The sequence below is a fragment of the Sporosarcina sp. Y1004 genome (assembly GCF_057669665.1).
The window spans coordinates 1-25,296 of record NZ_JBYHFQ010000042.1; the positions used below are offsets into that span (position 1 = coordinate 1).

A 25,296-nucleotide genomic window follows, 5' to 3' on the forward strand; every position below is an offset into this window, starting at 1 on the left:
TTCTTTCCGGCTTATCGCGGGAGGCATCCACAAAGCGTCGAAGCGATATTAGCAGGAACTCTAAATCACACTCATCATTAAGGGCTTTTCCAGTGATCTCCCGTATTCATTTGTTAGTCTTTATATTTAAAAAACTCCAAACAATACTAAATTGTTTGGAGTTTATTTTTCAAAAAAGCTATTGCAGTAAATCGTTACGTTTAATATCTGATTGCATTGGATTCTAATCCCGAAAGCACACGACCGTAATTTTCTTTCGTGATTGATGGAGATAGTGACCTGTGTGAATATAGCGTCATGAAATCACGGAAAATCCTTTGCAATGGATGACCTTCATATACATAGCCTGACCCACTGCCAAGTAGCAAGAGATCCAGTGCTTCTTTACACATCTGATTGGCATAGCCGATGTCTGCCAAAGCTCTTACTCTAGCCGGGCGATCCATATACTTTCCGCTTGCTGCCCATGTATCCAAGTCTTCCGCTACACGATAATAGTGCATAGAAGCGCTATCAATTTTCAGTGAAGCGTCCGCAATCAGTGCATGCGTGCTAGCCGCATCACGAAGATTTTCGACACCGATATGAGCAGCTTTCCGATTGGGCAATACTTCTTGGAAAAATTCAAGTGCTTGCTTCACCAGTCCGAGGCCAGGCAATCCAAGCGACAAAATCAAAGCGGGAAAGAGTGCTGTATTGTATAAAGGGCTATTACGAAGATGTGTAGATTCAAAATCTCCGTCCAACGCTTTAACAAACGATGTACATCGATGATCTGGGATAAAAACGTTATTCATTTTAACACTATTGCTGCCTGTCCCTTTCAATCCCATCGTATGCCAGTCATCCATGATTTCCATTTCACTGAATGGCAATGTCATCAATATTTGATCTACAATTGCGCCCTGTTCATCCAAGATTGGCATGCCGAAATATCCCCATGTTGCATGAAGTGACCCCGAGCAAAACATCCAGAATCCTTCTTCAACAAGATATCCGCCTTCTACTTTGTGTGCAATGCACTTCCTAGGTTCGTAAACACCTGCAAAAAGTACATCATCTGCGTTGCTGCCGAAAATCTCTTGATGTGTTTTTTCGGAAAATGATTCCGCTACCATCAGTTCGCGAATCGCGCATAATGCCACTATCCAACCGGTCGAACCACAGCCACGGGAAATTTCAACAATAATATCTGCGTAGGTTTTCATATTTGTTTCATAGCCGCCGTATCTTTCGGGGCGTAGTAATTTGAAAAGACCTGCTTCTTTTAATTCATTCATCGTCGCTTCTGGGATACGACGAATTTCTTCAGTTTCTTTGGCTCTCTCTCGTAATCTTGGAATAAAAGAGCTGGCTTCATCTACTAGTAAACGTTCCTTCTGTGCGACCTTACTCATGTAAACATCTCCTTTAATCTCTTAATAGGTACAACTTTCTATGATTTGACCAAAGTCCGCTGTTTACTAAACAGCGCTGCATTTTCGCCCGCAATCTTGCCGAAAACTGAGCCTGCCATTAAACCGGCTCCTCCAGGATAGTTAAAGTAGAATAGCCCTCCTACCAGTTCCCCTGCTGCATACAGTCCTGGTATGGATTGTGACAATACATTTTGGACTTCTGTTTTCGTACTGATTTTCAATCCACCGAATGTAAAAGTAATCCCGCATGTGACCGCATATGCTTCAAATGGACCTTCATCCAAAGTATTAGCCCAATTGGATTTTGGAACGGCCAATCCTTCCGTACTACGTCCATCCTTTATAGTAGGGTTAAAGGAAATGTCTTTTCTAATCGCTGCATTGTATTGCTTGATTTCATTTAAAAATGCTTCACTATTCACACCATCAAGTTTTTCAGCCAATTCTTCTATTGTATTGGCTTTTACTTTTGTAACTTGCCTGCCTTTGTATTCTTCCCGCAGTAGATGCGCAACCTTTTGATCAAAAACTTGCCATGCAAATTGGCCTGTTTGTTCAAGAATGGTCCGGCCATACTTTGCATATGTGTAGTTGCGGAAGTCAGCGCCCTCATCTAGGAAACGTTTCCCTTCCGCGTTTACTATGATGCCAAAAGGATAACTTAACTTTTGAAATCCTTCCGAGAAATCCGGCAAGTAGCGATCTCCGCCTACAGAATGAGCACCTGACCAATTACCATGCGAAAGCGCACCTATGTTTAAAGCCATCCGAATGCCTTCGCCGGTGTTAAAACGACTTCCCCTTGCATGAGCAAGATCCCATTTCGGTCCTAGGTACTGCGTGCGCATTTCTGGATTTGCGTGGAAACCACCAGACGCCAAAATTACAGATTTCGCACGAACTTCTATTGTTTTACCTTTGTAGTTAACAAGTACGCCGTGTACACCATCGTCATCATGAATGAGTTCAGTCGCCATCGCTTCGAATAAAACTTGGATGTCTAACCTTTTTGCCTCTTCATGTAAAGTCTCTACCAGTCCTGGTCCACCACCAGCCGTTTCAGCAATCATCCCGCCCCAAAACTTGAATTTCCCATCAACTTTAAAGGCTTGACGTCCATAAATCGGAACAAATCTGACTTTATGTGATTGCAACCATTTCATCGTAGCAAAGCTTTCATCTGTAAGAATCGAAGCCAACTCTTGGTCTGTTCGATAATCCGTTAGTCGGCACATATCTTCAAAAAAGTCTGTCTCCGAATAGGTACCGAAATCCGTATTCTCAAAGTCTTCCTGTGTCAAATCAGGCATAATTTCTTTCAGATCTTCCACACTGTTATATGCAAAGCGAACGGAACCATGGGTGAAAGTGGTATTTCCCCCTTTTTCAGCTTCAGGCGCTTTCTCGAGTACAATGACATTTGCACCATTTTCCCGAGCCGCTAGCGCAGCACTCATGGCGGCATTACCTGCCCCCACGACCACTACATCTGTTTCATAAATTATCCTTTCACTCACATCGATTTGCCTCACTTTCAGAAATTAGCTTCACCAATGAACGAATATCCTCAAGCTTCAATTGTTTCTTTATTTAGTTCCTTGTCCATCACAGAATCGCCCCAGTAAGTATTACCAGTCGCATGATCCTCTTCCGTCCACTCGACAGGCTCCCAATCCGGTTCGAAAATTAGATAGGACCCGCTAAACAATTCAACGCGGCAACCGCTGCCCGGATCAATCACATAGATATACATGGCCTGACTAATTCCATGCTTACCTGGACCGATGAACTTGATGCCTTGCTCTGATAAAATATCCGCTGCCCGCAAGATATCTTGGGCATTATCAAGCCAATAAGAGATATGATGAAGTTGGTTCGGTGTTTTTGCATGTGGCCTCGTAGTAACGGCAATATCATGTACAAGTGGCGTTACACTCATCCATCCTGCAACTACTTTTTCTTGATTGTGTTTGACGTATTCACGCAGCTTAAATCCTAATTGACTACCTAAGTAATCAAGTACTTCTCCCACATCCATTGAAGTAGCGATATTCACATGGTCAAATCGTCTTGGTGATACTCCGCGATTCCATGCTTTATAGGTTTGATTTTTCAATACAGAACGTCTTTTTTCATCAGCTTTTGGTTTTTCTACATCATAATAAATTTCAAATGTATGCTCGCTTGGCAGTTGAAAACGAATCGCTCGCCCTTGCCCTGTCTCTTCTCCTGCTTCGATCCACTTGACCGGTGTTCCCGCTTTTTCCAACAACTGTGCAAATCCTTCCACGTCTTCAGGACGTTTCGTTCTCCATCCAATATGGTCCACGTACCCTCTATCTCCGGCTGTTAGCGAAAGGGAATGGTGCTCAAACTCTCCCCATGCCCGTAAATAAACTGTGCCATTTTGTTCTTCGGTCACTTCTAGGCCAATGACGTCCCGGAAAAACCACAGTGACTTTTCAAGATCTGGAGTAACAAGTGCGACATGACCTAACTTAGCGATTTCTGGTAGTAACATTTCCTTTTCCCCCTTAGTAATAATGATATTAAATGCTGTTAGAAAAATATTGCTGTATCAAATTGTTGAAGCTTTCATGTTTTTCAATTTGTGTCCAATGCCCACATTTTGCATAGACATGCAGTTGTGCATTCGGCAAATGAGACAGTAAGTAATAGCTAGACTCAACAGAACAAACTCTGTCATCACGACCATGAACGAGTAATATAGGATTCTGTATCCGATTAAGCGCTGTTGTAGGTACGGGTACAGCAGCTGTCGCAAAAATGGAATCATTCGAACGTTGGACTTCAGGTCGCATGGCTGTTTCAAAACGAACATCCGTTAAAGCATCAATTTCTGATGCCATTTCTTCCGCATCGTATACAAACCAACTCATAATTTGACGTAATTTCTTAGGAGACGGATTATCGTAAAATCCTTTGGCACGTGCCAGCTCTGGACTTAGTTTTGTATTTGGCGTTCCTCCAGGACCCATTAAGACAACTTTTTCAAATCGTTCCGGATATTCCAGCAATAATTCCAAGGCAATGGAACATCCCAATGAATTCCCGACAACATGAGCCTTTTGAATACCTAGTTCGTCCAACAGTTCAATGAGTTGGTTGACCCATAAATCCATCCATCCTTGTCTACTTTTCGGAAGTGTTTCAGGGTGGCCGCTATCCCCAAAACCAAGCAAATCCGGAGCAAGGCAATCGTACGTTTCACCACAAGCTTTTAGGGCATATCGCCAATTCGCAAAAGCGGTAACACCTGGTCCGGATCCGTGTAGAAACAGAATCACTTCAGAATTCCCCTCACCTGACCGATTTAAATATGTTTTAAAGTTTTTAGTATTAACTACTTTTTGTGTATTGTTTGTCATTGATAATATTCCTCCTTCTATAAATTCGCTTTTCATGAAAGCCCTTACATACATTTGTATAAAAACGACTTATTTCACAAAACTTAAAACCTGGCTACTACTTAAAGTTTAGAATAGGTAGCATTCAATTCCCAGAGTAAAAACTATTTGAATACCTGTAATTTTCCGATAGTTTATTGCAGTCATCCATAAACTAGTCGTGTTACTCCGCACATTTCAGTTTGTTTAATCTTTTAAAATGGCATTTAAATTCAATTTGAAACTTCAATCGGTTGCTCTATTATTTGTTCGCTCTGACGATTCTTCTCTAATTTCAATGTAAAAAGTGTGATCAGACTGACAAGCATGAAGCCAGCAATCACGAACATGCCTTCTCTTAACTCAACAACACCCAGCAACATCGGTCCTATGAAACCACCAATTGCGGAAAGTGAGCTTACTAAAGCGATGCCTGCAGGTGCTGTGGATTGCGTAAAGAAGAATGTTAAATACGCATAGAAAGAACCGGATATTCCATACAATCCTGCAGAAGTAATTGATAACATTAAGACCATTAATGGTGCAGTCGGTACTAGCGCACAACCAATGAGCCCAAGCATGGCAATTGAGATACATCCATAAAGGTGCTTTTTATAGGAATTTGTTCGGTCTGCATTCCATCCTACAAACAGAATTGCCGGAATGGCGATGAGTGAAGGAATCATGGCCAACCAGCCAATTTGCATGTTCGTCGTTGAAGATGAAGATAAAGATTTAAGAATCGTTGGCATCCAGTAAGCCAAGCCGTTGACAGCGACGAAGCCCGCCATATTAACAAGAGATAACTTCCAAACCTTCGAATCTTTCAACATGGCAAGGTGTGAAGATTTATTAACCATGGAACTCAGTTTTCTTTCTTTTTCTAATTCGCCTTCAAGCCATGTTTTCTCTTCGATTGTTAACCACTTTGCATCTGCAGGTTTATTTGTCATGTAAAACAGAACGACAAATCCTAATAGAACAGCTGGTATCCCTTCTAAAATGAACATCCATCTCCAACCGGCTAAACCACTCCATGAAATCGTATCGATGATCCAAGTTGACAGCGGCGCACCTATCAATGCACTGAGTGGCAATGCAACAAAAAAGACAGCGGTTGCTTTCCCTCTTTCACGTGCTCTGAACCAATACGTTAGGTAGAGAATGATACCCGGTGTAAAACCTGCTTCAGCCACGCCAAGTAAAAAGCGTAATATATATAAATGTGTAGCAGATTGTGCAAATCCAGTTAATACGACGATAATCCCCCAGGTAACCATAATCCGAGAAATCCATAGTTTTGCACCAAACTTTTTTAACATCAAATTACTTGGAACTTCAAACAGGAAATAACCGATAAAGAACAAACCTGATAACAAACCGAATACTTCAGCCGTTAAAGCTAAATCTGCATTCATCTCCAAGGCAGCAAAACCAAGATTGATCCTATCCAAAAAAGCAACCGCATATAAAAGTAAAATAAACGGTAAAATCCTTCTCATCGTTTTCTTAATCGTGCTTTTTTCAATGGCGGTAATTGAGTGTGTTTGATCCATTTCTTTCCCTCCTCTTCAAATTTTATATCGGATTGTGCGCATAAGCCTTTTCATACATATCACCATAGGCCAGCAAAGTTTTTTTAAAAAAACATCAGATTCACATGGAGTTTTCACCTTTCCCTCTACACTTTTCATGGAGAAGTAGATCCGAGTTACATTCAATGGGCGGGAAGCATGCAATTGTGTATCCGCTTTCAAATCTCTCTTTACATCTGATTAAGGACCACTACATGGATTGGAATGGAAAACTTGAAATACCTCCGCCTCCTTCACCTTTTTCTATAAATCCTCAACGCACCTACAGGCACACTTTTCGAGAAATTCAAACTATACTGATACTTTACGAGGTTAGCTACTCTAGTTCTAGAGTGTTAATTGTTAGTTTCCCATCGTAAACTCCGTAACTTTTTCTTAGTTTTTTTCGCAAAAGTGTCTTAAATCCTGAAATCCCATACGATTTTCTTAATTAAATAAAATGACCATAAAACACTAATGTGTTTTATGGTCATTTTCCAAGGTCATATTATTTTGGTATATTGGAAGATCGATTCACTTACCTATAATCCCATTGAATCTACTGCGACGCTCAATATTGATAGAGTTGTGATTCGGATTGTAGACCGCTTGCGCTAGAATTTTCATAAGCGCTATAAATGTGATTTTGAGATGTATGGACTGAGATCATAAATAGAATTTCTATTTCCCATAAGGCTCTAAACCACTTTTTTTGACTTCGATTCGCCAAACCTCATTCTTAGATGACTCCGTCACATACAGATATCCTTCATGGAATACGAGGTTAGTAGTGAATGTTCCTGTATCTTCAGGTAGACGGATTACACCATATTTGAAACCACTCGCATCTAGAACGACAATTTCACCTGCTTGGAAATGCGCTACATACAGGTTGCCCTCAGTATCTACGGCTAAGCCATCCGGTCCTATACCGCCTTCAAACTGACCAAAAACAAACGGTACTTCACGTGCGTCTTTTGCACTCGCAGATGGAGCAGCGATAATCCGATTTTTGGTAAAATCGGAAATATAGACACGTTGTCCGTCAGCTGAAACGGCAATACCATTCGGATAGGCAAGATTGCTCTGAAAAAGCTGCAGTTCTGAATCCTTGCCCGGCGGTAAGTAGAAGACGCGTCCAGTAGGGTTCGTTGCACTCGAATCGCCTGGTTCAGTAAAATAAAGCCCACCCAATTTATCGAAGACTAGATCATTAAGCCCTTTTAAAGGAGCGCCTTCAAACGAATCGGCAATGCTCGTCCGCTCTGATGTCTTAGTATTGAATGCATAGAGTTCTCCAGCATTATCAGTGACAATCAGGCGTCCATCCTTGTGGAACTTTGCCCCGACAGGAATGCTATACGGTTTACCAATTACAGTAACTTTATCCCCTTCAGCCTTCATAATTTCCCCGGTAGGCGGACTGACCATCCACATATCACCGTTCCGATCAAAATTAATGCCTTCCATGAATCCGTGACCCGTAACAACCTTTTCCCATTCGCTTTCGGGCTCTACAATTTCCGATATGGTATGCCTTTCCTGAGGCGGCTGTGGGATTGTATTAGACACTGCCGCTACGACTAACCCTGCTACCAATATGAGAAAAAATAATACTGCTACGATTTTAGTTTTCATTAATAAACCTCCCAGTTTTAATAACCAATAGTACAAGCTTTTTATCACTTGAGTCTTGTGAATTTTTAGTAGTAAGGTATACTCGCAAATAATTACTTTACTTCCATAACACATCTGAAACCGATATTCCCGGTGGAACTATCTGGTGTATTCGAAGTACGAGCAGATACCCTGTAACGATTACAATATGAATCATGGCATAAATACGATCCTCCGCGCATTATACATAACGTACCGTTTTTCGAACCTTTTGAATTATTCGTCCCCCGCGTTGATGAATACACTTCCCTGAATAATCAGAATTAAATACCCACACAAGCCCCATACCCCGGGTTGTCATCATGTCACTTGAGACTGTAGCTGCGTTTTTGATATTGTTTTGTTGTACCCTTACTGTACGTTTATGAGTGAGAAGCAAAAGATGATAGGCTGTAATTGAAATAGAATGTAACAGGGGTAGTAAAGAAATAATTAGCATTAATAAATCAGGTCACTTCTTGTGCAACATTTTGTGATTTTAAATCATCTAATTCAGGATCATCAGCAGTTTCCTTAAACTCATCTAATTTCATATTTTTAGTTTCTGGGAATACCCATGCCCAAAATGCTAACATTAGGAAAAGTAAGGCTCCTCCTAAAATAATAGGTTTATATCCGTAGATAGGAAATACCGCTGCAGTAATTAAAGGGGGTATCGCGGACAGTCCACGCCCTATTTGTAACGCCCAAGAAATACCTGTAGCTCGTAGATCAGTTGGGAACATTTCACTAAACAATGATCCGAATACTGATGCTCCGTTAGATCCGAAATACAAGAAGAAGATTGGTACTAAAATCCAAAAAGAATTGATTAAACTTGACCATGTGAAGTATAAAGCGATTCCTCCCAACGCTGCTACTACGCCTAAATAACTGAGAGTGATTCTTCTTCCCCATTTATCCGCTGTATATCCAGCTATAAATGAACCCACTAGACCCGCAAAAGCTGTAAAAAATAGCCACCATCCAGCGGCTCCCATTTCAAACCCTTCGTATTGTACTAAATAAGTTGGTAAGAAATTTGTAATACCGTAATAAGAAAAATACTGTAAAACTGCTGCAATTAAAGCAATAGAGAATGGCTTCCAAAATCTTTTTAATCCATACTTCTTTGTGAATTTCACTTTTTCTCTATTAACCTTTTCTTGTATTTCCTGTTTCCATACTTTCGATTCCTCCACATCTCTCCGAAGATATAAGGCAAACAGAATTGGGAGAGCTGATATGATGAAAGTCCACCGCCATCCTATTAAAGGTAAAATGAATCCTCCCATTGTGGCTCCAAGAAATATCCCTATATATGCTCCACCATATAACATACTGCTCCAAAAGCCTCTTTGTTTTGATGGTACGGTTTCACTTACCAAAGCTTGAGCGGCTCCGTACTCCCCTCCTAAACCAAATCCTGCAATAGCTGTCCAAAAGATTAACCATTCATAGTTAAATGTAAAGCCACGCATAAGAGTAGCAATACAAAAAATTATCAATGTAGCAATTAAAATTTTCTTTCTTCCTATTTTATCGCTGAGATAACCAAATACAACTCCGCCTACAGCTAAAAAACCTAATTGCACCGAAAATACTGAAGCAATTTGTAGAGTTGAAAGTGATAAGGCTGCTGCCATTGGAATCACAAGAAAGCTTAGTAAGAACACTTCATAATAGTCAAAAATCCATCCGATATAAGCTCCGAAAAAAACCTTATACTTTGCTTTATCCATTTTTTCTATTTCTTCTGGAATATGAATTGTTGTCATAACATAACCTCCCTAGCTCTCCATAATAAAAGCTCTTCTAATACAATTTCATCCATCTTAAATTAAATACTTTAACTAACTGCCTCCGTCATCACTACACATTTTGAAAGTTTCCAATCTAAAAACCCCATAAGTATATTCTTTTATTTTTTGAGGTTTCTTACGAATTACCTCCTCACCGTTATCAATTTAATAAAATAACAATATCCTATTAATAACTCGAACATTCGTAACTATAATGCCATCTGTCTGTATCCGCTTTCATGTCTACAAAATAAAATATAAGAACTGATTACTTTCTCTAACCCCCTAATATTGGATAAATCTCCAAAACCACCCCATCCTCTGCATACCTGTATCTTAGAAGATTTTAGATACTCATACTAGAGCAAAGATTACCTGAAAAAAAACAACTTTCCGTATAAATTTTATTGACAAAATCAATGAGAACTCGGCATTAATATGTTTAGTGTACATATTATTGCGAAAGCAAAAACACCTACGGGAACTATACTTTACATAAAGTATAGTTCCCGTAGGTGTTTTATTTAGTTCGATAATCTTGGCAATACTCTGTTCTCTAGATTTCCCTAGAAAAATACTGTGAAATCAGTTGATTAAAACTTTCTTTTCTTTCGATTTGCGCCCAGATAACTTTCCTTATACCACAAGACTCCTACAGTAAAATACCGAGGAGTCCAAATGACAGTTACCCTTATTTGCTAGCGGCAAAGCTTTGCGCGACATCATAAATGAGATCTTCTTGCCCTCCAACCGCTTTCATCCGTCCTAGCTCAACCAAAATATCTCGCTCATCAATACCGAACTTTTGGGCTGCAGCCTGTGTGTGTAGTAAAAAGCTAGAATAGACGCCCGAATACCCCATTATTAAACCTGAACCTGTTACTTCTTGTGGGCGCTGCATATATTTCGCGACTACATCATTTGCCACATCCATTGTTTTGTATAGATCAATGCCTGTTTGGTAGCCTAAGCGCTCTAGGACCGCAACCATTACCTCGGTCTGCGTATTGCCACTTCCAGCACCCAACGCACGCAAACTTCCGTCAATATAAGTCGCTCCAGCTTCAACAGCCGCCAACGTATTGGCCATTGCCATCGATAAATTATTATGGCCATGGAAACCGATTTCACACGATAAAGCATCCTTTAAAGCTTCTATCCGTTCCTTAACCTCGTTTGGTAGCATGTAACCAGCCGAATCCGTCACATACACAATTTCCGCACCGTAGCTTTCAAATAACTTTGCTTGCTCCACTAATTTCTCAATGGGTGCCATATGGGCCATCATTAAAAAGCCCACTGTTTTCAAGCCAAGTTCACGACCTAATCCGATATGCTGCGCAGCAACGTCTGCTTCTGTTACATGCGTCGCAACACGAACCATTTTTGCCCCTACTTTAACGGCATCCTGCAAATCCTCTTTAATGCCGATTCCGGGAATTAACAACACGGAAACTTCTGCCGTTTTACACTCATCTGCCGCCGCTTCAATTAGCTTTAATTCACTTACCTTTGAAAATCCATATTGTAAAGATGATCCTCCCAAGCCATCGCCATGTGTCACTTCAAAATAGCGAACACCGGCCTGATCCAGACCGCGAGCCGTTGCACGTACTTGTTCCTCTGTAAAGGAATGTTGCATCGCATGACTTCCGTCTCGTAGAGTAACATCTAAAATTTCAATTGAGCGATTCGTCATTTTCATTCCTCCCTACACATTTGCTGCTACCATTTTCTTTGCATATTCATTTGCAACCTTCGCTGCGGCTGCCGTCATAATGTCCAAATTCCCAGAGTAAGGAGGGAAGAAATCACCAGCACCTTCAACTTCTAGAAATACAGAAACTTTTTTACCGTCAAATTGTGGTATGCCTCTTAAACGATAGCCAGGCACATATTCCTGTACCTCTTTTACGATTTGCTCAATTGACTGTTTAATTTCTTGTTCCTTACCTTCTTCTTCAACAAGTACAAGTACAGTATCACGCATAATCACCGGCGGCTCGGCTGGATTTAAAATGATAATCGCCTTCCCTTTTTTGGCTCCCCCAACTTGCTCGATTGCTTTTGCAGTTGTGCGTGTAAACTCATCAATATTTGCACGAGTACCAGGACCAGCACTTTTACTAGATACTGTTGCGATAATTTCAGCATATTCGACTTGACTCACACGATTAATGGCATGGACAATCGGAATTGTCGCTTGCCCACCGCATGTGACCATATTTAGATTCGGTTCGTTATGATGCTCACTTAAATTCACGACCGGTACTGTAAAAGGTCCAATGGCAGCTGGCGTTAAATCGATTACCTTTTTTCCTGCTGCAATTAACTTCGCACTATGCCATTCATGTGCTTTGGCAGTAGTCGCGTCAAACACAATATCGACGAGCTCCAACTTTTCCAATAAGCCGTCAATACCATTGTCAATCACTTCATAACCACGGTCACTTGCTCTTTTTAACCCTTCCGAGCTCGGATCAATTCCAACCATTACGCTCATTTCAAGGGCATCACATCGTTCAATTTTATACATTAAATCCGTTCCGATATTTCCCGAACCTATAATGCCCACTTTAAGTCTTGTCATTTTCTATTCTCCACCCTCTGAAAATGAAATCGACACCGATCCTAGCCCTTCAAAATCCACCTTAAAATGATCTCCAGCTTCAAAAGGTACGGCTTTTGTCAATGCTCCCGCTAAAATCACTTCTCCAGCAAGTAAAGAGATGCCATACTCAGCAACTTCATTCGCAAGCCATGCAACTGCAGTTGCTGGATTTCCCATGACCGCTTCTCCCTTTGCCCCGTCTAAATATGAACCGTTTTTATAAGCTTTCATCTCGACTGAAGCTAAATCAATGCCTTCAACAGAAGTCTGCTTTTTACCAATAACAGCACCTGCGGAAGAGCCATTATCCGCAACCGTATCTTCAAATTTAAACTTCCAATCTTCAATGCGGCTATCAATAATTTCAATTGCAGGCACTATATAATCCGTCGCAGCAATGACATCCGCAGCTGTAACATTCGGGCCTTGTAACCCTTCTTTTAAAACGAAAGCAATTTCAAACTCCACTTTTGGTTGTATGAATTGATCGATTGAGACTGTACTTCCGTCCTCATAAATCATATTATCCAGTAGATGCCCATAATCTGGTGTTGTGACATTAAACATGTCTTGCATGACTTTACTCGTCAATCCGATCTTCTTCCCTTTAATCTTCGCACCATTTTCTACCTTTTTGTTAATTTGATAGAGTTGAATTTGATAAGCTTCCTGAACGGAAATCGAATCTTTTGAAGATGTAAATGGTGCAATCGGCTTTCTATCCGTTTCTGCTTGTAACAATGCTTCAGCTGCTTTTTGAATCACCATACTTACATCTCCTTTACGAATTAACTAGCGCATCTTCAACTAAATTACGATATTTTCCATTAAAGAAAATGAGTGGCTCTCCCTCTTCTAGCTTAATATCATTCACTTTACCTATGAATAATGTGTGGTCGCCTTCTACATATTCGGAAACAACCGTACAGCTAACTTGTGCGAGTGCACCCGGCAATACAGGTACACCTGCTAACTGATCAAATACCACTTCGACGCCGTCTTTAATTTGTCCGGCAAATAGCTTGGAGAAGTCTTGTTGATGATCCGCCAAAATATTCACTGCAAACTTTTGACTTTCTTTAATTCTTTCGAGTAAGCGCGCTTTATGGCCGATTGAAATTACCACAAGCTTCGGATCCATCGAGACAGACATAAAAGCATTCGCTGTCATTCCAAAGTTTTCGCCTTGAAGTTCTGTTGTTATTACCGTTACACCCGTAGCGAATTTCCCCATTGCATTTCTAAATAGTCGATCATCCATTGGTATTCCTCCTTTTAATTTACCGTATTAAGCTTTAATTGTCGGGTTATTTTCAGCATTGGCATCCATCTGATCTCCCCAATATGTGAATCCAACGTCCATTTCGTCTAATGTCCATACGATTGGTTCCCAGTCCGGTTCGAAAATCAAGTAACCATTCGTGAAGATTTCTACACGAAGTCCGCTTCCCGGGTCAATTGCATAAATGTACATAGCCTGTGAAATACCATGTTTACCTGGACCTTTGAATTCAATACCATGCTCTGTTAAAATATCTGCCGCACGAAGTAAATCTGACGAGTTATCTAACCAATACGAAACATGGTGAATTTGATTTGGCGTTGGAGATTGCGGGTCATAACTAACAGCAATGTCATGAACCAACGGCGTCACGCTTAACCATGCTCCGACCAAGCTTTTATCAGGTGCTTCTATACATTCACGCATTTTGAATCCTAATTTCTCCTGTAAGAAATCCGCAATGACATCTGCTTTAAGCGATGACAGTAAATTGACATGATCGATTCGTCGAGGTGAAACACCACGTGCCCATGATTTATATGTCTGATTTTTCAACACTGAACGTTTAGATGGCTCTGCCAAAGTCTTCTCCATGTCATAATAGATTTCTAATGTATGCTCGCTCGGCAATTTAAAACGGATTGCACGGCCTTGACCCGCTTCCGTACCTGCTTCGATCCATGTAACTGGTGTTCCTGATTCTTCAAGTAATGTTGCAAACCCTTCTACATCTTCGGGACGCTTAGTCCGCCATGCGATATGATCGAGTCGAGCTTCATCTCCAGCTTGAAGTGACATCGTATGGTGTTCAAAATCTCCCCACGCACGTAAATACACGACGCCATCAACGGTTTCTGTTTCTTCAAGCCCTATAATTTCTTTGAAAAACCAAAGTGACTTCTCTAAATCTGTTGTAATTAAAGCGAAATGACCTAATTTTGCGATTTCTGGTGCGTACATTCTAATTCCTCCCAAGTTTTCGAATATTTTTTATAACGCTTCATTTTTCACTTTTTTTCATTACACAAAATAGGTATTCGGTTCCATTCCACAAATCACTCGTCCATAGGTTTCTATTAAACTTGATGGCGTAATGAAACCGTGTAAATGCATCGTTAAGAAGTCACGGTATATGAGCTGGAATAGATTGTTCTCATAGGCGAAAACAGAACCCGCCCCATCTGCCATTAAATCGATTGCTTCTTTACACAGTTGGTTAACATATCCAAAGTCTGCCTTCATTTTAATGGACTCTTCCATCGTAAGCTTTTGCCCTTTTTTCGAGTATTCGTCCAACATGTCAACTGCACGATATAGATGCATTTCTGCAGAATCGATTTTCAATTGCGCCTGTGCAACTTGCATATGTGTAATCGGTGCTTCACTCATTTTGTTATAAAACGTATTACCGATCCCTGCCTTTTTCACACGTTCCATATGCACATCCATTGCAGCCTGTGCTAGACCAAGGGCAGGTCCTACGATGGAAAGTGTCAAGGACGGTACGAAAGGTGTTTGATATAGCGGTTCATCTTTTAGTTCGTCGATGATATAATGCCCTTTGGTCGCAAGGCGGTCCAGTGACACCCGGTGATCAGGTACAAAGACATTCTTTGCAATCACACTGTTACTACCGGAGCCTTTCAGTCCGACTACATGCCAATCGTCTAAGATTTCAAGCTCGTTGCGTGGCACTACCATAATCGCCATTTCCATGCCGCCATTTCCGTCGTCTATTGGAAAACCGAAATAGCACCAGTCTGCATGTGGACTTCCCGATACGAATGGCCACTGCGCTTCTTCTATTAAATAGCCGCCTTCCACTTTCTTAATGTCACATTTAATAGGTTTGAAATTCCCCGCCAGCACAACATCTCCGCCATGACCAAAGATTTCTTCCAATGCTTCTCTACCAAATGCATACGAAATCATATAATCACGAATATTACTTAAAGAGACAAACCAACCAGCCGATCCATTGCCACGTGAAATTTCAGTTACAACTTCGGTATATGTGCGCATATCCGTTTGATATCCACCAAACATTTCAGGGCGAAGGACCTTTATTAAACCTTCACTTTTTATCACATCGATTATTTCTTTAGGTAGATTACTCGTTTTATCTATTTCCAAGCTACGTTCCCTTAGCATTGGTATTAGTCCTTTTGCGCGTTCCCTTAGCATTGCCTTCGTATCTAGTACAGCTTGTGTCATTTTTATTCCTCCCTTGTAATGATGGTCTGTAATGCAGGAACCAGTAACACGATGCGCTCCAGCTAGCTTAGTTCACGAGGCTAGGTACAGCATTTCTTTCAAAAAAGTCTTTTGTTAGTTTGATGAACTGATCTTTTTGTTCCACTTGAGCCCAATGTCCACAACGCTTGAAAATATGAAGCTCTGCATTTTCTACATAATCCAACATATACAAGCTACTTTGTAAGGGTACAAATCGATCCTGATGACCATGGATCATTAAGAACTCATTTGTCATGCGTTTCAATGCAGAAGGCGGTACGAGCATGTCAGATAAACTTGATTTTGTGAAGTTTTCTTCATATGATTTGCGAATATCTGGGCGTGTAAACAACTCATAGCGTTCTACCACAATCGCATCTAATTTTTCTTCCATGCCATCCAAGTCATATAGGAACCAGCTCAATAAGTTTTTAAATGCCTTTGGCGATGGATCCTTATGGAAGTTTGCTAATTTCGCAAGCTCAGGAGTCGGTTCAGTTAAACCTCCGCCAGCCCCCATTAATGTAATTTTGTCGATGCGCTCTGGTGAATGCATATTCATATGAAGTGCGATAACGCCACCTAATGAGTTTCCAACAAGATGTACCTTCTCTAGTTTTAAAGTGTCCATTAGATCTAGTACCTGCTCAATGCGACGATTCATCCATTCCACACCATTTTCAGGATACTGTTCTGGATGGTCCGTATCCCCAAATCCTAAAACATCCGGTGCAACAACATGGAACCTGTCCACATAATGTGGTAAAACATCCTTCCAGTTCGCGCTTGCACTAGCCCCTGGACCGCTACCATGAAGGAAAATAATTGTTTCCGCGTTTTTTGTACCGCCTTCATGGATAGATGTTTCGTAGTTACCTGTTTGAACTCTACGTGTAGTAATTGACATAATTTTCAACACTCCCTTATTATGATTTGAGCAATATAATACTGTTTATTTGCTGTATGACCATACTTACTCAGTTAATTACATTCGTCTGAAATGCTAACATTTCAGTTAGGATAAAAATAAATGCCCTTTACACGTACTGCATTTTTCTCACAACGTTTCGTTGCGTACCTAAATCAAATTCCCGATTGCGACTGTATATGCTAGCTTCGATTAAATCGCCTTCTTTTAAATAATTGGCTAGAACTAACTGACGATTAATCACCTGCTGCTTTTCCTCATAACTTGCAACTAAGCTAGTCATACAGTTCATTTCATCACTTGTTAACTGCATCGCTACTCCACCAGGTGTCCCCGTTAACAATAAATCTCCCGGCTTCAATTCCATGAGTTGTGAAAGCTCTGTTAAAGTCTCAGTTGGCTTAAATAATAGTTGGTCTGTATTTGCAGATTGACGAACCTCGCCATTGACCTTTAATTCCAGCTCTAAATCGTATAAGTAACCGTATTCATCTTCATCCATTACGTAGAAGTAAGGGCCCACTGGACAAAATGTACGATAGCTTTTTCCTTTTAACCATTGAACCTGAGTTAGCTGAACATCCCTTGCCGACACGTCATTTCCAATGACTAAACCTGCTATATATTCATGTAGATTATCTTCTGTCACTTGCATTTCACTCGTAATCTCTTTCCCAATCACCAAACCTAACTCAATTTCGTAATCGAGTAGCTGAACATGATCTGGCTGAATGATTGTTTCAAACGGTCCACAAAGTGAACTGTCCAACTTACTGAAAATCATATTAAAGGCTGGCCTTCCAGAAGACATGCCCGACTCTTTTCGATGCTGCGAATAGTTCACACCCTGGCAAATGATGTTTGCCGGTTTTGTTACAGGACTTAACAAGTCAATTTCATCGAATAGAATCATTTTTCCATTGTTCACTTCTAGTTTATTTTTTGCTTCCTGAATACCCAATTTTAAAAAATCCGCTAACGTATCTGAATCATTGTCCAATGCAATAACTGCATTATCATTGACTACGCCCCATTGAATTCGTTCGTCCTTTTGAAATCGTACAATTGTAGTCCCCAAGTATTTTCATCCTTTCACATGAAGTGGGCTTGGCCATCGTGTCGCGAAATTATGCTAACGATGGCTCGTCCCTTTTCTCCCCGTTCCCCTGTAACAATGGATACTTTATCTTGTAATCGCTTCAATCTATAAAGTGCATAAAATCATTTATTCTATAGAAACCAGTACTTCTTCATTAGGCTTCGGCAGTTTAACAGCTAAATACCAAATTAGTGCGAGTAAGAGCAACCCTACTGTACTGATTAATAATGGGAATCTTCCGATGTCCTGATTGAAAATGTTCATAATCACACTGAAAGCGAATGGACCCATAATCCCACCAAGTCCTTGCCCTACTACGACTAGTCCAACATATGATGTACCAGAATTTGGCGGTGTAGCTTCAGTAACGCGTGCAAACACCCCTGGTAATCCAATTCCCATACCTGCTCCAGCTATAATACTTCCGACAAAGATCATCGGTAAACTATGCGAGAAGTAACAGATCATCATACCTAATCCAGTCATTAACACGGCTACTGGTAAATAGGAAATTGGCAGCATATGCTTAACTTTTCCAAACACAAAGCCTGCTAGTAAAGTTCCGAATGTAAAGACAGAAATCGCCATACCTGCTTCTGTCGCATTTCCTAACTGTTCATTTTGAATCACTACAGAAATATTTGTGACATATCCAAAAATCAAAGCCGAATAGAATACTTGACCTAATGTCACTCCATAAATGACTTTCGGAACTTTAACTTTTGCTTTCTTCACACCTGGTTCATGTCCAGGCCGTTTTGCCGGCTCAGGTAAAAACAGGAACGTTAAAGCTAAAATCCATATTGGGAACAAATACGTAAGGAACCCGTATTGCCAACCATACGTATCAGCAAGAATTCCGCCACCTAATTGGAAGAAAATCGCTCCGATACATGCAATCGTTGAAGTTCCGAAACCAATCAAGAAATCACGTTCCCGATTATCGAAGAAATCTGAAATGATATCAACTGATAACGGTATCGTAATTCCAACGCCTAGCCCTAGCAGACCGCGGAATGCAATGATTAACGGCAAGCTATCTAGGAAAAATGGCATTACCCCACCAATCATGAATAAAATTAGACCCGTAAATAAGAGTGATCTCTTCTTAAATGTTCTGGAAAGTTTTCCATAAAACAAAGCAGGTATGATTTGCATTAAGCCCGGGAATGTTGCAACGAGCATAACAATCGTTGGATTATAATCTGGAAATGCTGCGATAATATCCGCCATGATCGATCCCGCAACACCAGCGGCGACATCTTGGAAAGCAATAATTACAATTAAAAATTTGAGGAAGTTTCCACTGACCCTTCTCTTCATCAATCTATCCCCTTTGTTTTTTAGTAAAAGCTTCCGGATAATGCATCTACAGAGAACCAAAATTATCTAATTGGCTTTGGAATCACCACATCTTTCAGATTGAGGATTTCGCAAGCAAGGAACAACCTATAAATGAAAACCCTTACATTCGATAAGTAAATAATAATCCCAATTTTCTATTTTCTCAACAACTTTAGAGAACTCCGTATATTCATTACTAAATTACAAGCATTTACTATATAAAATTCACGGAAAAGATTGTCGACTGTTTTTCACTTGATAGATTCACCAACAAATAGTTTGTACTTTTCACTCACAGAATTGACAATGCGATACAAGTGCTTCTCCATCACATTTCTAGCAAGCAGGACATCTCGGTCTTTCAATGCATAGTAAATTATCCAATGCTCAATTTGTGATTGTTGCCTTAATTTCCCCATAAATACTTCGTCTGACATGCGAACGTAATTCAAGTAGTCCCAGTTCACACTATTCATCTTAAAAGCATATTCAAGGTTTGATGCTTTATAAATTTGAGTGTGAAAACTTGTATTCAATTCCTCATAATCACTCGCCGTTAAATGACTGTTATCCATTTTCTCAACAGTCTTTAATAGATTTGCTAACTGCTGATCATTGATATTTACCGTAGCTTGTCCTGTCATTAAAATATCTAACGTCGCACACACGAGGAGTCTTTCGTGAACATCTTGATGACTTGGCCTCTTAACAAACACACCAACTTGAGGCGTAATTGTTATATATCCTTCTAATTCAAGTTGCGTTAATGCTTTATGAATTGGCGTTCTACTCATTTCTAATTCCTTTGCCAATAGATGTATATCGATTGCCTGTTTCTCTGAAAACCGTCCCTCTACTATTAATTTCTTTATATATCTATAGGCTTCTTCTTTTTTCAAATTAACCATCCCCTTGTAAATTTGCTAACCCATTCTCACAGATCAATATCACCTATTGCATTTAGTCCATCCAAAATAAGCAATAGCTGAAAACCTTCGACTGGATCTCTTAAATCTTTTTGAATCAGTTCCTCAATCTTAGTGATTCGATACATTAAGCCACTCATTGACAATGACAAGTCAGCCATTGACCGTTGTAGATTTCCACCATTGCTTAAAAAAACATGCATCGTTTTTAGTATTTCAACTTGTCTCGTTTCCTTTAGTTCAAAAATAGCCTTCAATTCTTGCTGTCCTATTTTCCTGATTTCGTTAATATTTTTCGAATTGATTAATGTCCCCATAATCCCAACATTTTTATAGTGGCAAATTTCATCTTGCGACTTCATGCGAAGTGAAATTTGTGATTCCTCTAAGCTGTCTTGAATTTTATCGATATTATCTGTGCTATTACTCACTCCAATTTTAAATTGGTAGGCTTGAAATGATTTCTTCAAGTGCTGCACTATTCTTTCTATATTCTCTACATAGTTTTCTGTTTTAGGGAGCAACAAGACGATATTTTCCTCGAATTGGCATATGAGCACTTTGTAATCTTGAATATCTAAAAATTTAATGATGGACGTTAGCACCGCTCTTTGCTCTATAACCGATAGCAATCCATCTGGCTTAATCTGACATGAAATCGTTGAGATATAAAATGGCTGCTCCAAATTAATACCAATATAGTAACCCTGGGAAATTACATTCGATTTCGAATTATATTGCTTCAGTAATAGTTGCTCTAGAAAATAGCCTTTCATTTTTTCCAGTGCTTCAAAACTGGTTTTCTCATTCAGAAAATATAATCCTGCTACATTAGCTGCTCGTTCAAGGAACATTGAATCACTTTCAACATATGAATTTTCATGTTTCAAATAAATAAATGTACAATAACCGATAATCTTTTTCTGCACGATAATCGGAGTAATGAGTCTTTCATGAATGGCTCCCTGAATAACGGTTGTCTTTTTAAACAATGGCAGTTCTTTATTTCTATTTTTCAACTTAAGAAAACTTTTTTTCAAATCATCAGTGACTTCTTCATACTGTTCCTCTGTTAAACCAACGTATGTCTTATTGTGAAACGTTAAATCCACAATTGAAATCGGAATCCCAAGTACTTCAAAAACCCTATTCGTGATGTCAAAAATATCATTTCCATCTGATACCATTTGTGTAAGAACACTATGGAATTTCGCTAGCTTCTCAATGTAATTTCTTTGCTCAAGCAATTGTTCATATGAAACTTTTAGTTCATCAATAATGTTTGGCTCATTATAAGAAGAGATTTCTTCATCCATCGAAGCGTCCCACTCTTCTTCAATGCGCATTTCATAGCGACACTCTTTGTCACCCATCGCTTTGCAATGAGTTTCTCTAACAAACATTTTCCGTTCACAGATTTTCGACATGTAACCGCTTGCAAAACCAGATAACATATGGCATACAGGGGTATCTGAGATTCCAAGGTTTTTTAAATGTTCATGTGCCTCGACAGAATCAATCCATTTCCCTGTTGCGTACATATATTTAAGTTTATTGGAGTCCGTCATTTCAATCTTTCGATCCGATGTTACATTACTAACTTGTCCTGTGTTTAAATGTAATACCGACGCTTGTTTGATCAGTTCCTCAAAGTCTTTCGTATCTTCCATGGCTTCATTTGCATTCGTTTCCCCCAAATGCCATCCGTAACGCAATAAAAATCCCTTTGCACGCTGAACACCAAGATTTTCAATCAACTCTTTTCTTAACAATCCAAAGCTGGCTGATGTCATTAACACTTTTCTACTCTCAAAATATTCCGTCTCCTTTTCGAATACGTTCACTCTAATCACCCCTACTATAATTTTAGAATGTCACTTATCGTGCGATATAGATGGATATCTTCTTAAAAGTGCGTGAAAATCATGATTTATTGATTTGTTATAATTTTACTTAGTAGTATAGCATGAGTAAAGGTCTAAGTATTAATTATTTTAGAATAATCAGTTTATAAGGAGTATTACTTCTTAACTATTTTGTTAGTAAAAAAAGGTGCCTGGCTCAGATTGTAAGTCTGAGTCAAGCACCTAGTTATAACCAGTAAGTAAATTGATTACATATTGGGCACTACGTGTATAGTCGCTATTGGATCGCTTTGGATTGAACAACTTCTATACCATTATCGAGATGTCTTGATTAGTAGGAATGCGACAGGCGATTAATCACAACAAGATAACCGAAAAAAGTGTGACTAGAAGTGACGGAGTCACTGCTAGCCACACTTGTCCCTCGGTAATAGTGACGTAATTAATTCGACGAAAGCGGGCCGGAAATAGTCCTGTGAAAATGGCGGTTTTCAAGCCCTACTCTCCAACTTTTTATGCAAGTAAATGGTTAATTTACAGACGTGCTCTTCTAATACCATTGTATGGCAGTAACCTACTTATATTGGTTCGAATGCGTTTGTTTCTTCTTGGCCGCGGATGAAGTTGAGCGGAACTCAGCTTCCACTTTTGCATTCAGCCTGCGCTCGAAATATTTGCCGACGAGCCATAGCAAAATAATAACGACTACGACAATCGCTGTTCGGATTGGATTTGTAAATAATGCTTTAATGTCATAGCCAATATAGCTAATCATGAAAATCATGACGAATTTCCCGGCCATCAATGTGACCAAATAATTCTTTTTCTTCATATCCGACATTCCAGCTACAAGATTGACCAGTGCGGATGGTGTAAACGGGAAACAGAGGAAAAGAAATAAAGGTCCGAATCCATTTCGCTCAACCCATTTGATTAATTTTTGAATACGTGCATTTTTTGTTAGAAACTTTAAAAACCGGTTGCGTCCATATTTTCGGACGAGAAGAAAAACAGCATATGAGCCTACCACAGTCCCAGCCCACGAAAGCAGGAATCCATACCAGAGACCGTACGCTCCAGCATTTGCCATTACAAATGCGAATAGTGGAAGGAACGGCAAAAACGACTCGAGAAATGGCAAAAGCAAACCGAGAAGTGGTCCAAGTGATTTATAGTGCTGTGCTAATTCCATAATTTTGTCCGGATCCAGCCATTCATTCATCTGAGACAACCTCGCTTCAATTCAGTTTTCGTGTCATCTAATGTCCGTTATTTATAGTTTTCCTTTAATAGTGTCCATTTAAACCCTAAAGTATAGTATAATCGCTTAAATATACTTTGGGAAGACGTGAATCGCATATGAAGGATAACCAGTTCTCTGCCGGACTAAAAGCAGGTACAAGCATTGCCATCGGATATTTCCCCGTCGCGCTCACATTCGGGTTGCTTGCAAAAACAGCAGGCCTGTCCATTGTTGAAGCGACGGCAATGAGTATGTTTGTTTACGCAGGCGCTGCTCAATACATATCGCTTAGCCTCATTACGTCAGGTGTCGATCCTATATTGATCGTCATAAATACATTCATCGTCAACATTCGACACTTTCTTATGACGGCTTCGCTCAATGAAAAGATGCAACCTGCTAAGAAATGGATCAAATCGATTTATGCTTTTGGCATTACAGACGAATCGTTTACAGTGCTCGCGACTGGAACGAAAGGGAAAATCTCGACAGCTTTTGCATTTGGGGTTGCGCTCATCGCTTACGGCAGCTGGGTCATCTTCACTACAATTGGCCACATTATCGGCGCCAATCTACCAATCTTTTTGCAAGAGGCAATGTCAATTGCACTCTACGCCATGTTCATCGGACTGCTTGTCCCTTCGATGAAAGGAAACCGTAAAGTTGTTATGCTCGCTGCAGTTGCGGCTGCCATTCATTGTGCATTGTACTTTACAGGCGCATTGTCGACTGGTTGGTCAATCCTAGTCGCCACGCTGGGGTCATCGATTCTTATTGAAATAATCTATGCGCGGCGCGGTAAAACTGCTGAAAAAATGTATGTACGGGAGGAGGAATTCTAATGGGACCCACTTATTGGTGGATGCTCCTTGGCATGGCGCTCGTTACATATTTACCACGTATGATTCCGTTGACTGTTTTAGACGGCAAAGAATTACCGCCAGTCGTTCAAGGCGTCTTACGCAACATTCCATACGCCGTTCTGGGTGCCTTAATTTTTCCGGCGATCCTGTTCGTTCAGGAAGGAAATATCCTATTTGGTGTACTTGGAGCGGGAGCGGCATTTTTAATCGCTATCCTAGGCGGTGGTCTCATGTCGGTTGTTTTAGGGACGATTGCTGTGCTCGCGGTCTATAGTTTGTTTATGTAATGATTGACCGCGTGGGTGCGGTCTTTTTTTTTAGGCTATGTTAAGGATAAGGTTGATTTATTTAAAATGGTAGAATGACGCCTGCCCTACAAAAAAATAGTTAAAATTAGTGATGAATCCCAAGACTTCAAGGATAAAAGAAGGAGGATGAAATGATGAATGAATATGGTACACTACATGAGTCAAATGGTCGTTATGCTTTAAGATTTGAACGGTTTTTTCCTCATAATCCAGAAGATACTTTCCTTGTTATTACGAATCCTAGTTACTTCTCCCAATGGTACCCTTTCGCAACAGGGGAGATGGATCTCAAACTGGGTGGCAAGATTGCCTTCGATGACGGTGAAGGAACGACATATGATGGTATCATTACAGAGTTAGACAAGCCATATTTATTTGGTTTCCGTGAAGTTGAGGATCTGATAAACATTTCAGTGCAAGATGAGGATAAAGGCTGTCGAATGATCTTTCCCCATACTTTTAACGATGATTCATGGGCAGTTAATACTGCGGCAGGATGGCATAGATGTCTGGATGTATTGTCACAAATCGTCAATGGTAAACCAATTAAGTGGCATGATAACGCAACTAAACTGCGTAAAATCTATAGTGAAGCATTTAATATGGTACGTTAAAAGAATATAAAAGTTTATTCCATTATAGGGAGCTTTACTTCAAGAAGGAGTAAAGCTTTTTTCTTATTGAACTAAAGGGGCAGCATTCCTGTTTGAAGGATGTTCGGGGTCTTGAAAGAAA

The 25,296-nt window shown here is 40.0% G+C and carries 22 protein-coding genes and 1 pseudogene; 3 read left to right on the forward strand and 20 right to left on the reverse strand.

From position 1 onward, the window contains the following. Positions 1 to 200 precede the first annotated feature (200 nt). From AC25Y6_RS18575 to AC25Y6_RS18670, 20 genes and pseudogenes are all read right to left on the reverse strand, one after another. Positions 201 to 1,397 carry an acyl-CoA dehydrogenase family protein gene (locus AC25Y6_RS18575; RefSeq protein ID WP_488144055.1) on the reverse strand — a complete coding sequence of 399 codons (1,197 nt, stop codon included), beginning with the start codon at positions 1,395 to 1,397 and terminating at the stop codon, positions 201 to 203. 38 nt (positions 1,398 to 1,435) lie between these two features. Continuing rightward, positions 1,436 to 2,935 (reverse strand): FAD-dependent tricarballylate dehydrogenase TcuA, encoded by a 1,500-nt coding sequence (gene tcuA / locus AC25Y6_RS18580; protein WP_488144056.1) that lies wholly within the window; start codon positions 2,933 to 2,935, stop codon positions 1,436 to 1,438. A gap of 50 nt (positions 2,936 to 2,985) precedes the next feature. Continuing rightward, complete coding sequence (locus tag AC25Y6_RS18585) at positions 2,986 to 3,939, reverse strand: VOC family protein (RefSeq protein WP_482100199.1); 954 nt, start codon at positions 3,937 to 3,939, stop codon at positions 2,986 to 2,988. Between the two features lie 28 nt (positions 3,940 to 3,967). Continuing rightward, positions 3,968 to 4,807 carry an alpha/beta fold hydrolase gene (locus AC25Y6_RS18590; protein WP_488144057.1) on the reverse strand — a complete coding sequence of 280 codons (840 nt, stop codon included), beginning with the start codon at positions 4,805 to 4,807 and terminating at the stop codon, positions 3,968 to 3,970. 251 nt (positions 4,808 to 5,058) lie between these two features. After that, the gene (locus AC25Y6_RS18595; protein ID WP_482100197.1) at positions 5,059 to 6,381 is read right to left on the reverse strand and encodes an MFS transporter; all 1,323 of its coding nucleotides are present in this window, start codon (positions 6,379 to 6,381) and stop codon (positions 5,059 to 5,061) included. A gap of 699 nt (positions 6,382 to 7,080) precedes the next feature. Next, positions 7,081 to 8,037, reverse strand: a complete 957-nt coding sequence (locus AC25Y6_RS18600; RefSeq protein ID WP_488144058.1) for an SMP-30/gluconolactonase/LRE family protein — start codon at positions 8,035 to 8,037, stop codon at positions 7,081 to 7,083. Between the two features lie 92 nt (positions 8,038 to 8,129). After that, positions 8,130 to 8,255, reverse strand: a pseudogene (locus AC25Y6_RS18605) (SUMF1/EgtB/PvdO family nonheme iron enzyme); the annotation flags it as partial. Positions 8,256 to 8,522: 267 nt separating this feature from the next. Then, positions 8,523 to 9,833 (reverse strand): MFS transporter, encoded by a 1,311-nt coding sequence (locus AC25Y6_RS18610; RefSeq protein WP_488144059.1) that lies wholly within the window; start codon positions 9,831 to 9,833, stop codon positions 8,523 to 8,525. 715 nt (positions 9,834 to 10,548) lie between these two features. Then, positions 10,549 to 11,556, reverse strand: a complete 1,008-nt coding sequence (dmpG, locus tag AC25Y6_RS18615) for a 4-hydroxy-2-oxovalerate aldolase (protein ID WP_488144060.1) — start codon at positions 11,554 to 11,556, stop codon at positions 10,549 to 10,551. 12 nt (positions 11,557 to 11,568) lie between these two features. Further along, entirely contained in the window at positions 11,569 to 12,447 is an 879-nt protein-coding gene (locus AC25Y6_RS18620) for an acetaldehyde dehydrogenase (acetylating) (protein ID WP_488144061.1), read from the reverse strand. Positions 12,448 to 12,450: 3 nt separating this feature from the next. Next, positions 12,451 to 13,236 carry a 2-keto-4-pentenoate hydratase gene (locus AC25Y6_RS18625; protein WP_488144062.1) on the reverse strand — a complete coding sequence of 262 codons (786 nt, stop codon included), beginning with the start codon at positions 13,234 to 13,236 and terminating at the stop codon, positions 12,451 to 12,453. Positions 13,237 to 13,249: 13 nt separating this feature from the next. Beyond that, positions 13,250 to 13,729, reverse strand: coding sequence for a flavin reductase family protein (locus tag AC25Y6_RS18630; protein WP_488144063.1), 480 nt, complete (start codon positions 13,727 to 13,729; stop codon positions 13,250 to 13,252). A 27-nt stretch (positions 13,730 to 13,756) separates the two neighbouring features. After that, positions 13,757 to 14,710, reverse strand: coding sequence for a VOC family protein (locus tag AC25Y6_RS18635; RefSeq protein ID WP_488144064.1), 954 nt, complete (start codon positions 14,708 to 14,710; stop codon positions 13,757 to 13,759). Between the two features lie 60 nt (positions 14,711 to 14,770). Then, complete coding sequence (locus tag AC25Y6_RS18640) at positions 14,771 to 15,964, reverse strand: acyl-CoA dehydrogenase family protein (RefSeq protein WP_488144065.1); 1,194 nt, start codon at positions 15,962 to 15,964, stop codon at positions 14,771 to 14,773. A 67-nt stretch (positions 15,965 to 16,031) separates the two neighbouring features. Then, positions 16,032 to 16,892, reverse strand: coding sequence for an alpha/beta fold hydrolase (locus tag AC25Y6_RS18645; protein WP_488144066.1), 861 nt, complete (start codon positions 16,890 to 16,892; stop codon positions 16,032 to 16,034). 130 nt (positions 16,893 to 17,022) lie between these two features. After that, a complete protein-coding gene (locus AC25Y6_RS18650) occupies positions 17,023 to 17,991 on the reverse strand; it encodes a fumarylacetoacetate hydrolase family protein (protein WP_488144067.1) in 969 nt (322 codons plus the stop codon). 147 nt (positions 17,992 to 18,138) lie between these two features. Next, a complete protein-coding gene (locus AC25Y6_RS18655) occupies positions 18,139 to 19,335 on the reverse strand; it encodes an MFS transporter (RefSeq protein ID WP_482103770.1) in 1,197 nt (398 codons plus the stop codon). A 272-nt stretch (positions 19,336 to 19,607) separates the two neighbouring features. Next, positions 19,608 to 20,255 (reverse strand): GntR family transcriptional regulator, encoded by a 648-nt coding sequence (locus AC25Y6_RS18660; protein ID WP_488144068.1) that lies wholly within the window; start codon positions 20,253 to 20,255, stop codon positions 19,608 to 19,610. A gap of 35 nt (positions 20,256 to 20,290) precedes the next feature. Then, positions 20,291 to 22,126 carry a XylR N-terminal domain-containing protein gene (locus AC25Y6_RS18665; RefSeq protein ID WP_488144069.1) on the reverse strand — a complete coding sequence of 612 codons (1,836 nt, stop codon included), beginning with the start codon at positions 22,124 to 22,126 and terminating at the stop codon, positions 20,291 to 20,293. Between the two features lie 595 nt (positions 22,127 to 22,721). Continuing rightward, a complete protein-coding gene (locus AC25Y6_RS18670; RefSeq protein ID WP_488144070.1) occupies positions 22,722 to 23,369 on the reverse strand; it encodes a TVP38/TMEM64 family protein in 648 nt (215 codons plus the stop codon). Between the two features lie 137 nt (positions 23,370 to 23,506). On the opposite strand from AC25Y6_RS18670, the gene AC25Y6_RS18675 reads away from it, so the two are divergent. The 3 genes from AC25Y6_RS18675 (at position 23,507) to AC25Y6_RS18685 (ending at position 25,175) form a co-directional block, all read left to right on the forward strand. Further along, positions 23,507 to 24,232 (forward strand): AzlC family ABC transporter permease, encoded by a 726-nt coding sequence (locus AC25Y6_RS18675; protein ID WP_488144071.1) that lies wholly within the window; start codon positions 23,507 to 23,509, stop codon positions 24,230 to 24,232. Continuing rightward, on the forward strand, positions 24,232 to 24,540 hold the full coding sequence (locus AC25Y6_RS18680) for an AzlD domain-containing protein (RefSeq protein WP_482100181.1): 309 nt from the start codon (positions 24,232 to 24,234) through the stop codon (positions 24,538 to 24,540). Before AC25Y6_RS18675 ends, AC25Y6_RS18680 begins: the two co-directional genes overlap by 1 nt. 155 nt (positions 24,541 to 24,695) lie before the next feature. Next, positions 24,696 to 25,175, forward strand: coding sequence for an SRPBCC family protein (locus AC25Y6_RS18685; RefSeq protein WP_488144072.1), 480 nt, complete (start codon positions 24,696 to 24,698; stop codon positions 25,173 to 25,175). Positions 25,176 to 25,296 lie beyond the last annotated feature (121 nt).

Coding starts and splice junctions, on each gene's coding strand:
- AC25Y6_RS18575 (WP_488144055.1), bottom strand. CDS start 1,397: ATGAGTAAGGTCGCACAGAAGGAACGTTTACTAGTAGATGAAGCCAGC.
- AC25Y6_RS18585 (WP_482100199.1), bottom strand. CDS start 3,939: ATGTTACTACCAGAAATCGCTAAGTTAGGTCATGTCGCACTTGTTACT.
- AC25Y6_RS18590 (WP_488144057.1), bottom strand. CDS start 4,807: ATGACAAACAATACACAAAAAGTAGTTAATACTAAAAACTTTAAAACA.
- AC25Y6_RS18595 (WP_482100197.1), bottom strand. CDS start 6,381: ATGGATCAAACACACTCAATTACCGCCATTGAAAAAAGCACGATTAAG.
- AC25Y6_RS18600 (WP_488144058.1), bottom strand. CDS start 8,037: ATGAAAACTAAAATCGTAGCAGTATTATTTTTTCTCATATTGGTAGCA.
- AC25Y6_RS18610 (WP_488144059.1), bottom strand. CDS start 9,833: ATGACAACAATTCATATTCCAGAAGAAATAGAAAAAATGGATAAAGCA.
- dmpG (WP_488144060.1), bottom strand. CDS start 11,556: ATGACGAATCGCTCAATTGAAATTTTAGATGTTACTCTACGAGACGGA.
- AC25Y6_RS18620 (WP_488144061.1), bottom strand. CDS start 12,447: ATGACAAGACTTAAAGTGGGCATTATAGGTTCGGGAAATATCGGAACG.
- AC25Y6_RS18625 (WP_488144062.1), bottom strand. CDS start 13,236: ATGGTGATTCAAAAAGCAGCTGAAGCATTGTTACAAGCAGAAACGGAT.
- AC25Y6_RS18630 (WP_488144063.1), bottom strand. CDS start 13,729: ATGGATGATCGACTATTTAGAAATGCAATGGGGAAATTCGCTACGGGT.
- AC25Y6_RS18635 (WP_488144064.1), bottom strand. CDS start 14,710: ATGTACGCACCAGAAATCGCAAAATTAGGTCATTTCGCTTTAATTACA.
- AC25Y6_RS18640 (WP_488144065.1), bottom strand. CDS start 15,964: ATGACACAAGCTGTACTAGATACGAAGGCAATGCTAAGGGAACGCGCA.
- AC25Y6_RS18645 (WP_488144066.1), bottom strand. CDS start 16,892: ATGTCAATTACTACACGTAGAGTTCAAACAGGTAACTACGAAACATCT.
- AC25Y6_RS18655 (WP_482103770.1), bottom strand. CDS start 19,335: ATGAAGAGAAGGGTCAGTGGAAACTTCCTCAAATTTTTAATTGTAATT.
- AC25Y6_RS18670 (WP_488144070.1), bottom strand. CDS start 23,369: ATGAATGAATGGCTGGATCCGGACAAAATTATGGAATTAGCACAGCAC.
- AC25Y6_RS18675 (WP_488144071.1), top strand. CDS start 23,507: ATGAAGGATAACCAGTTCTCTGCCGGACTAAAAGCAGGTACAAGCATT.
- AC25Y6_RS18680 (WP_482100181.1), top strand. CDS start 24,232: ATGGGACCCACTTATTGGTGGATGCTCCTTGGCATGGCGCTCGTTACA.
- AC25Y6_RS18685 (WP_488144072.1), top strand. CDS start 24,696: ATGAATGAATATGGTACACTACATGAGTCAAATGGTCGTTATGCTTTA.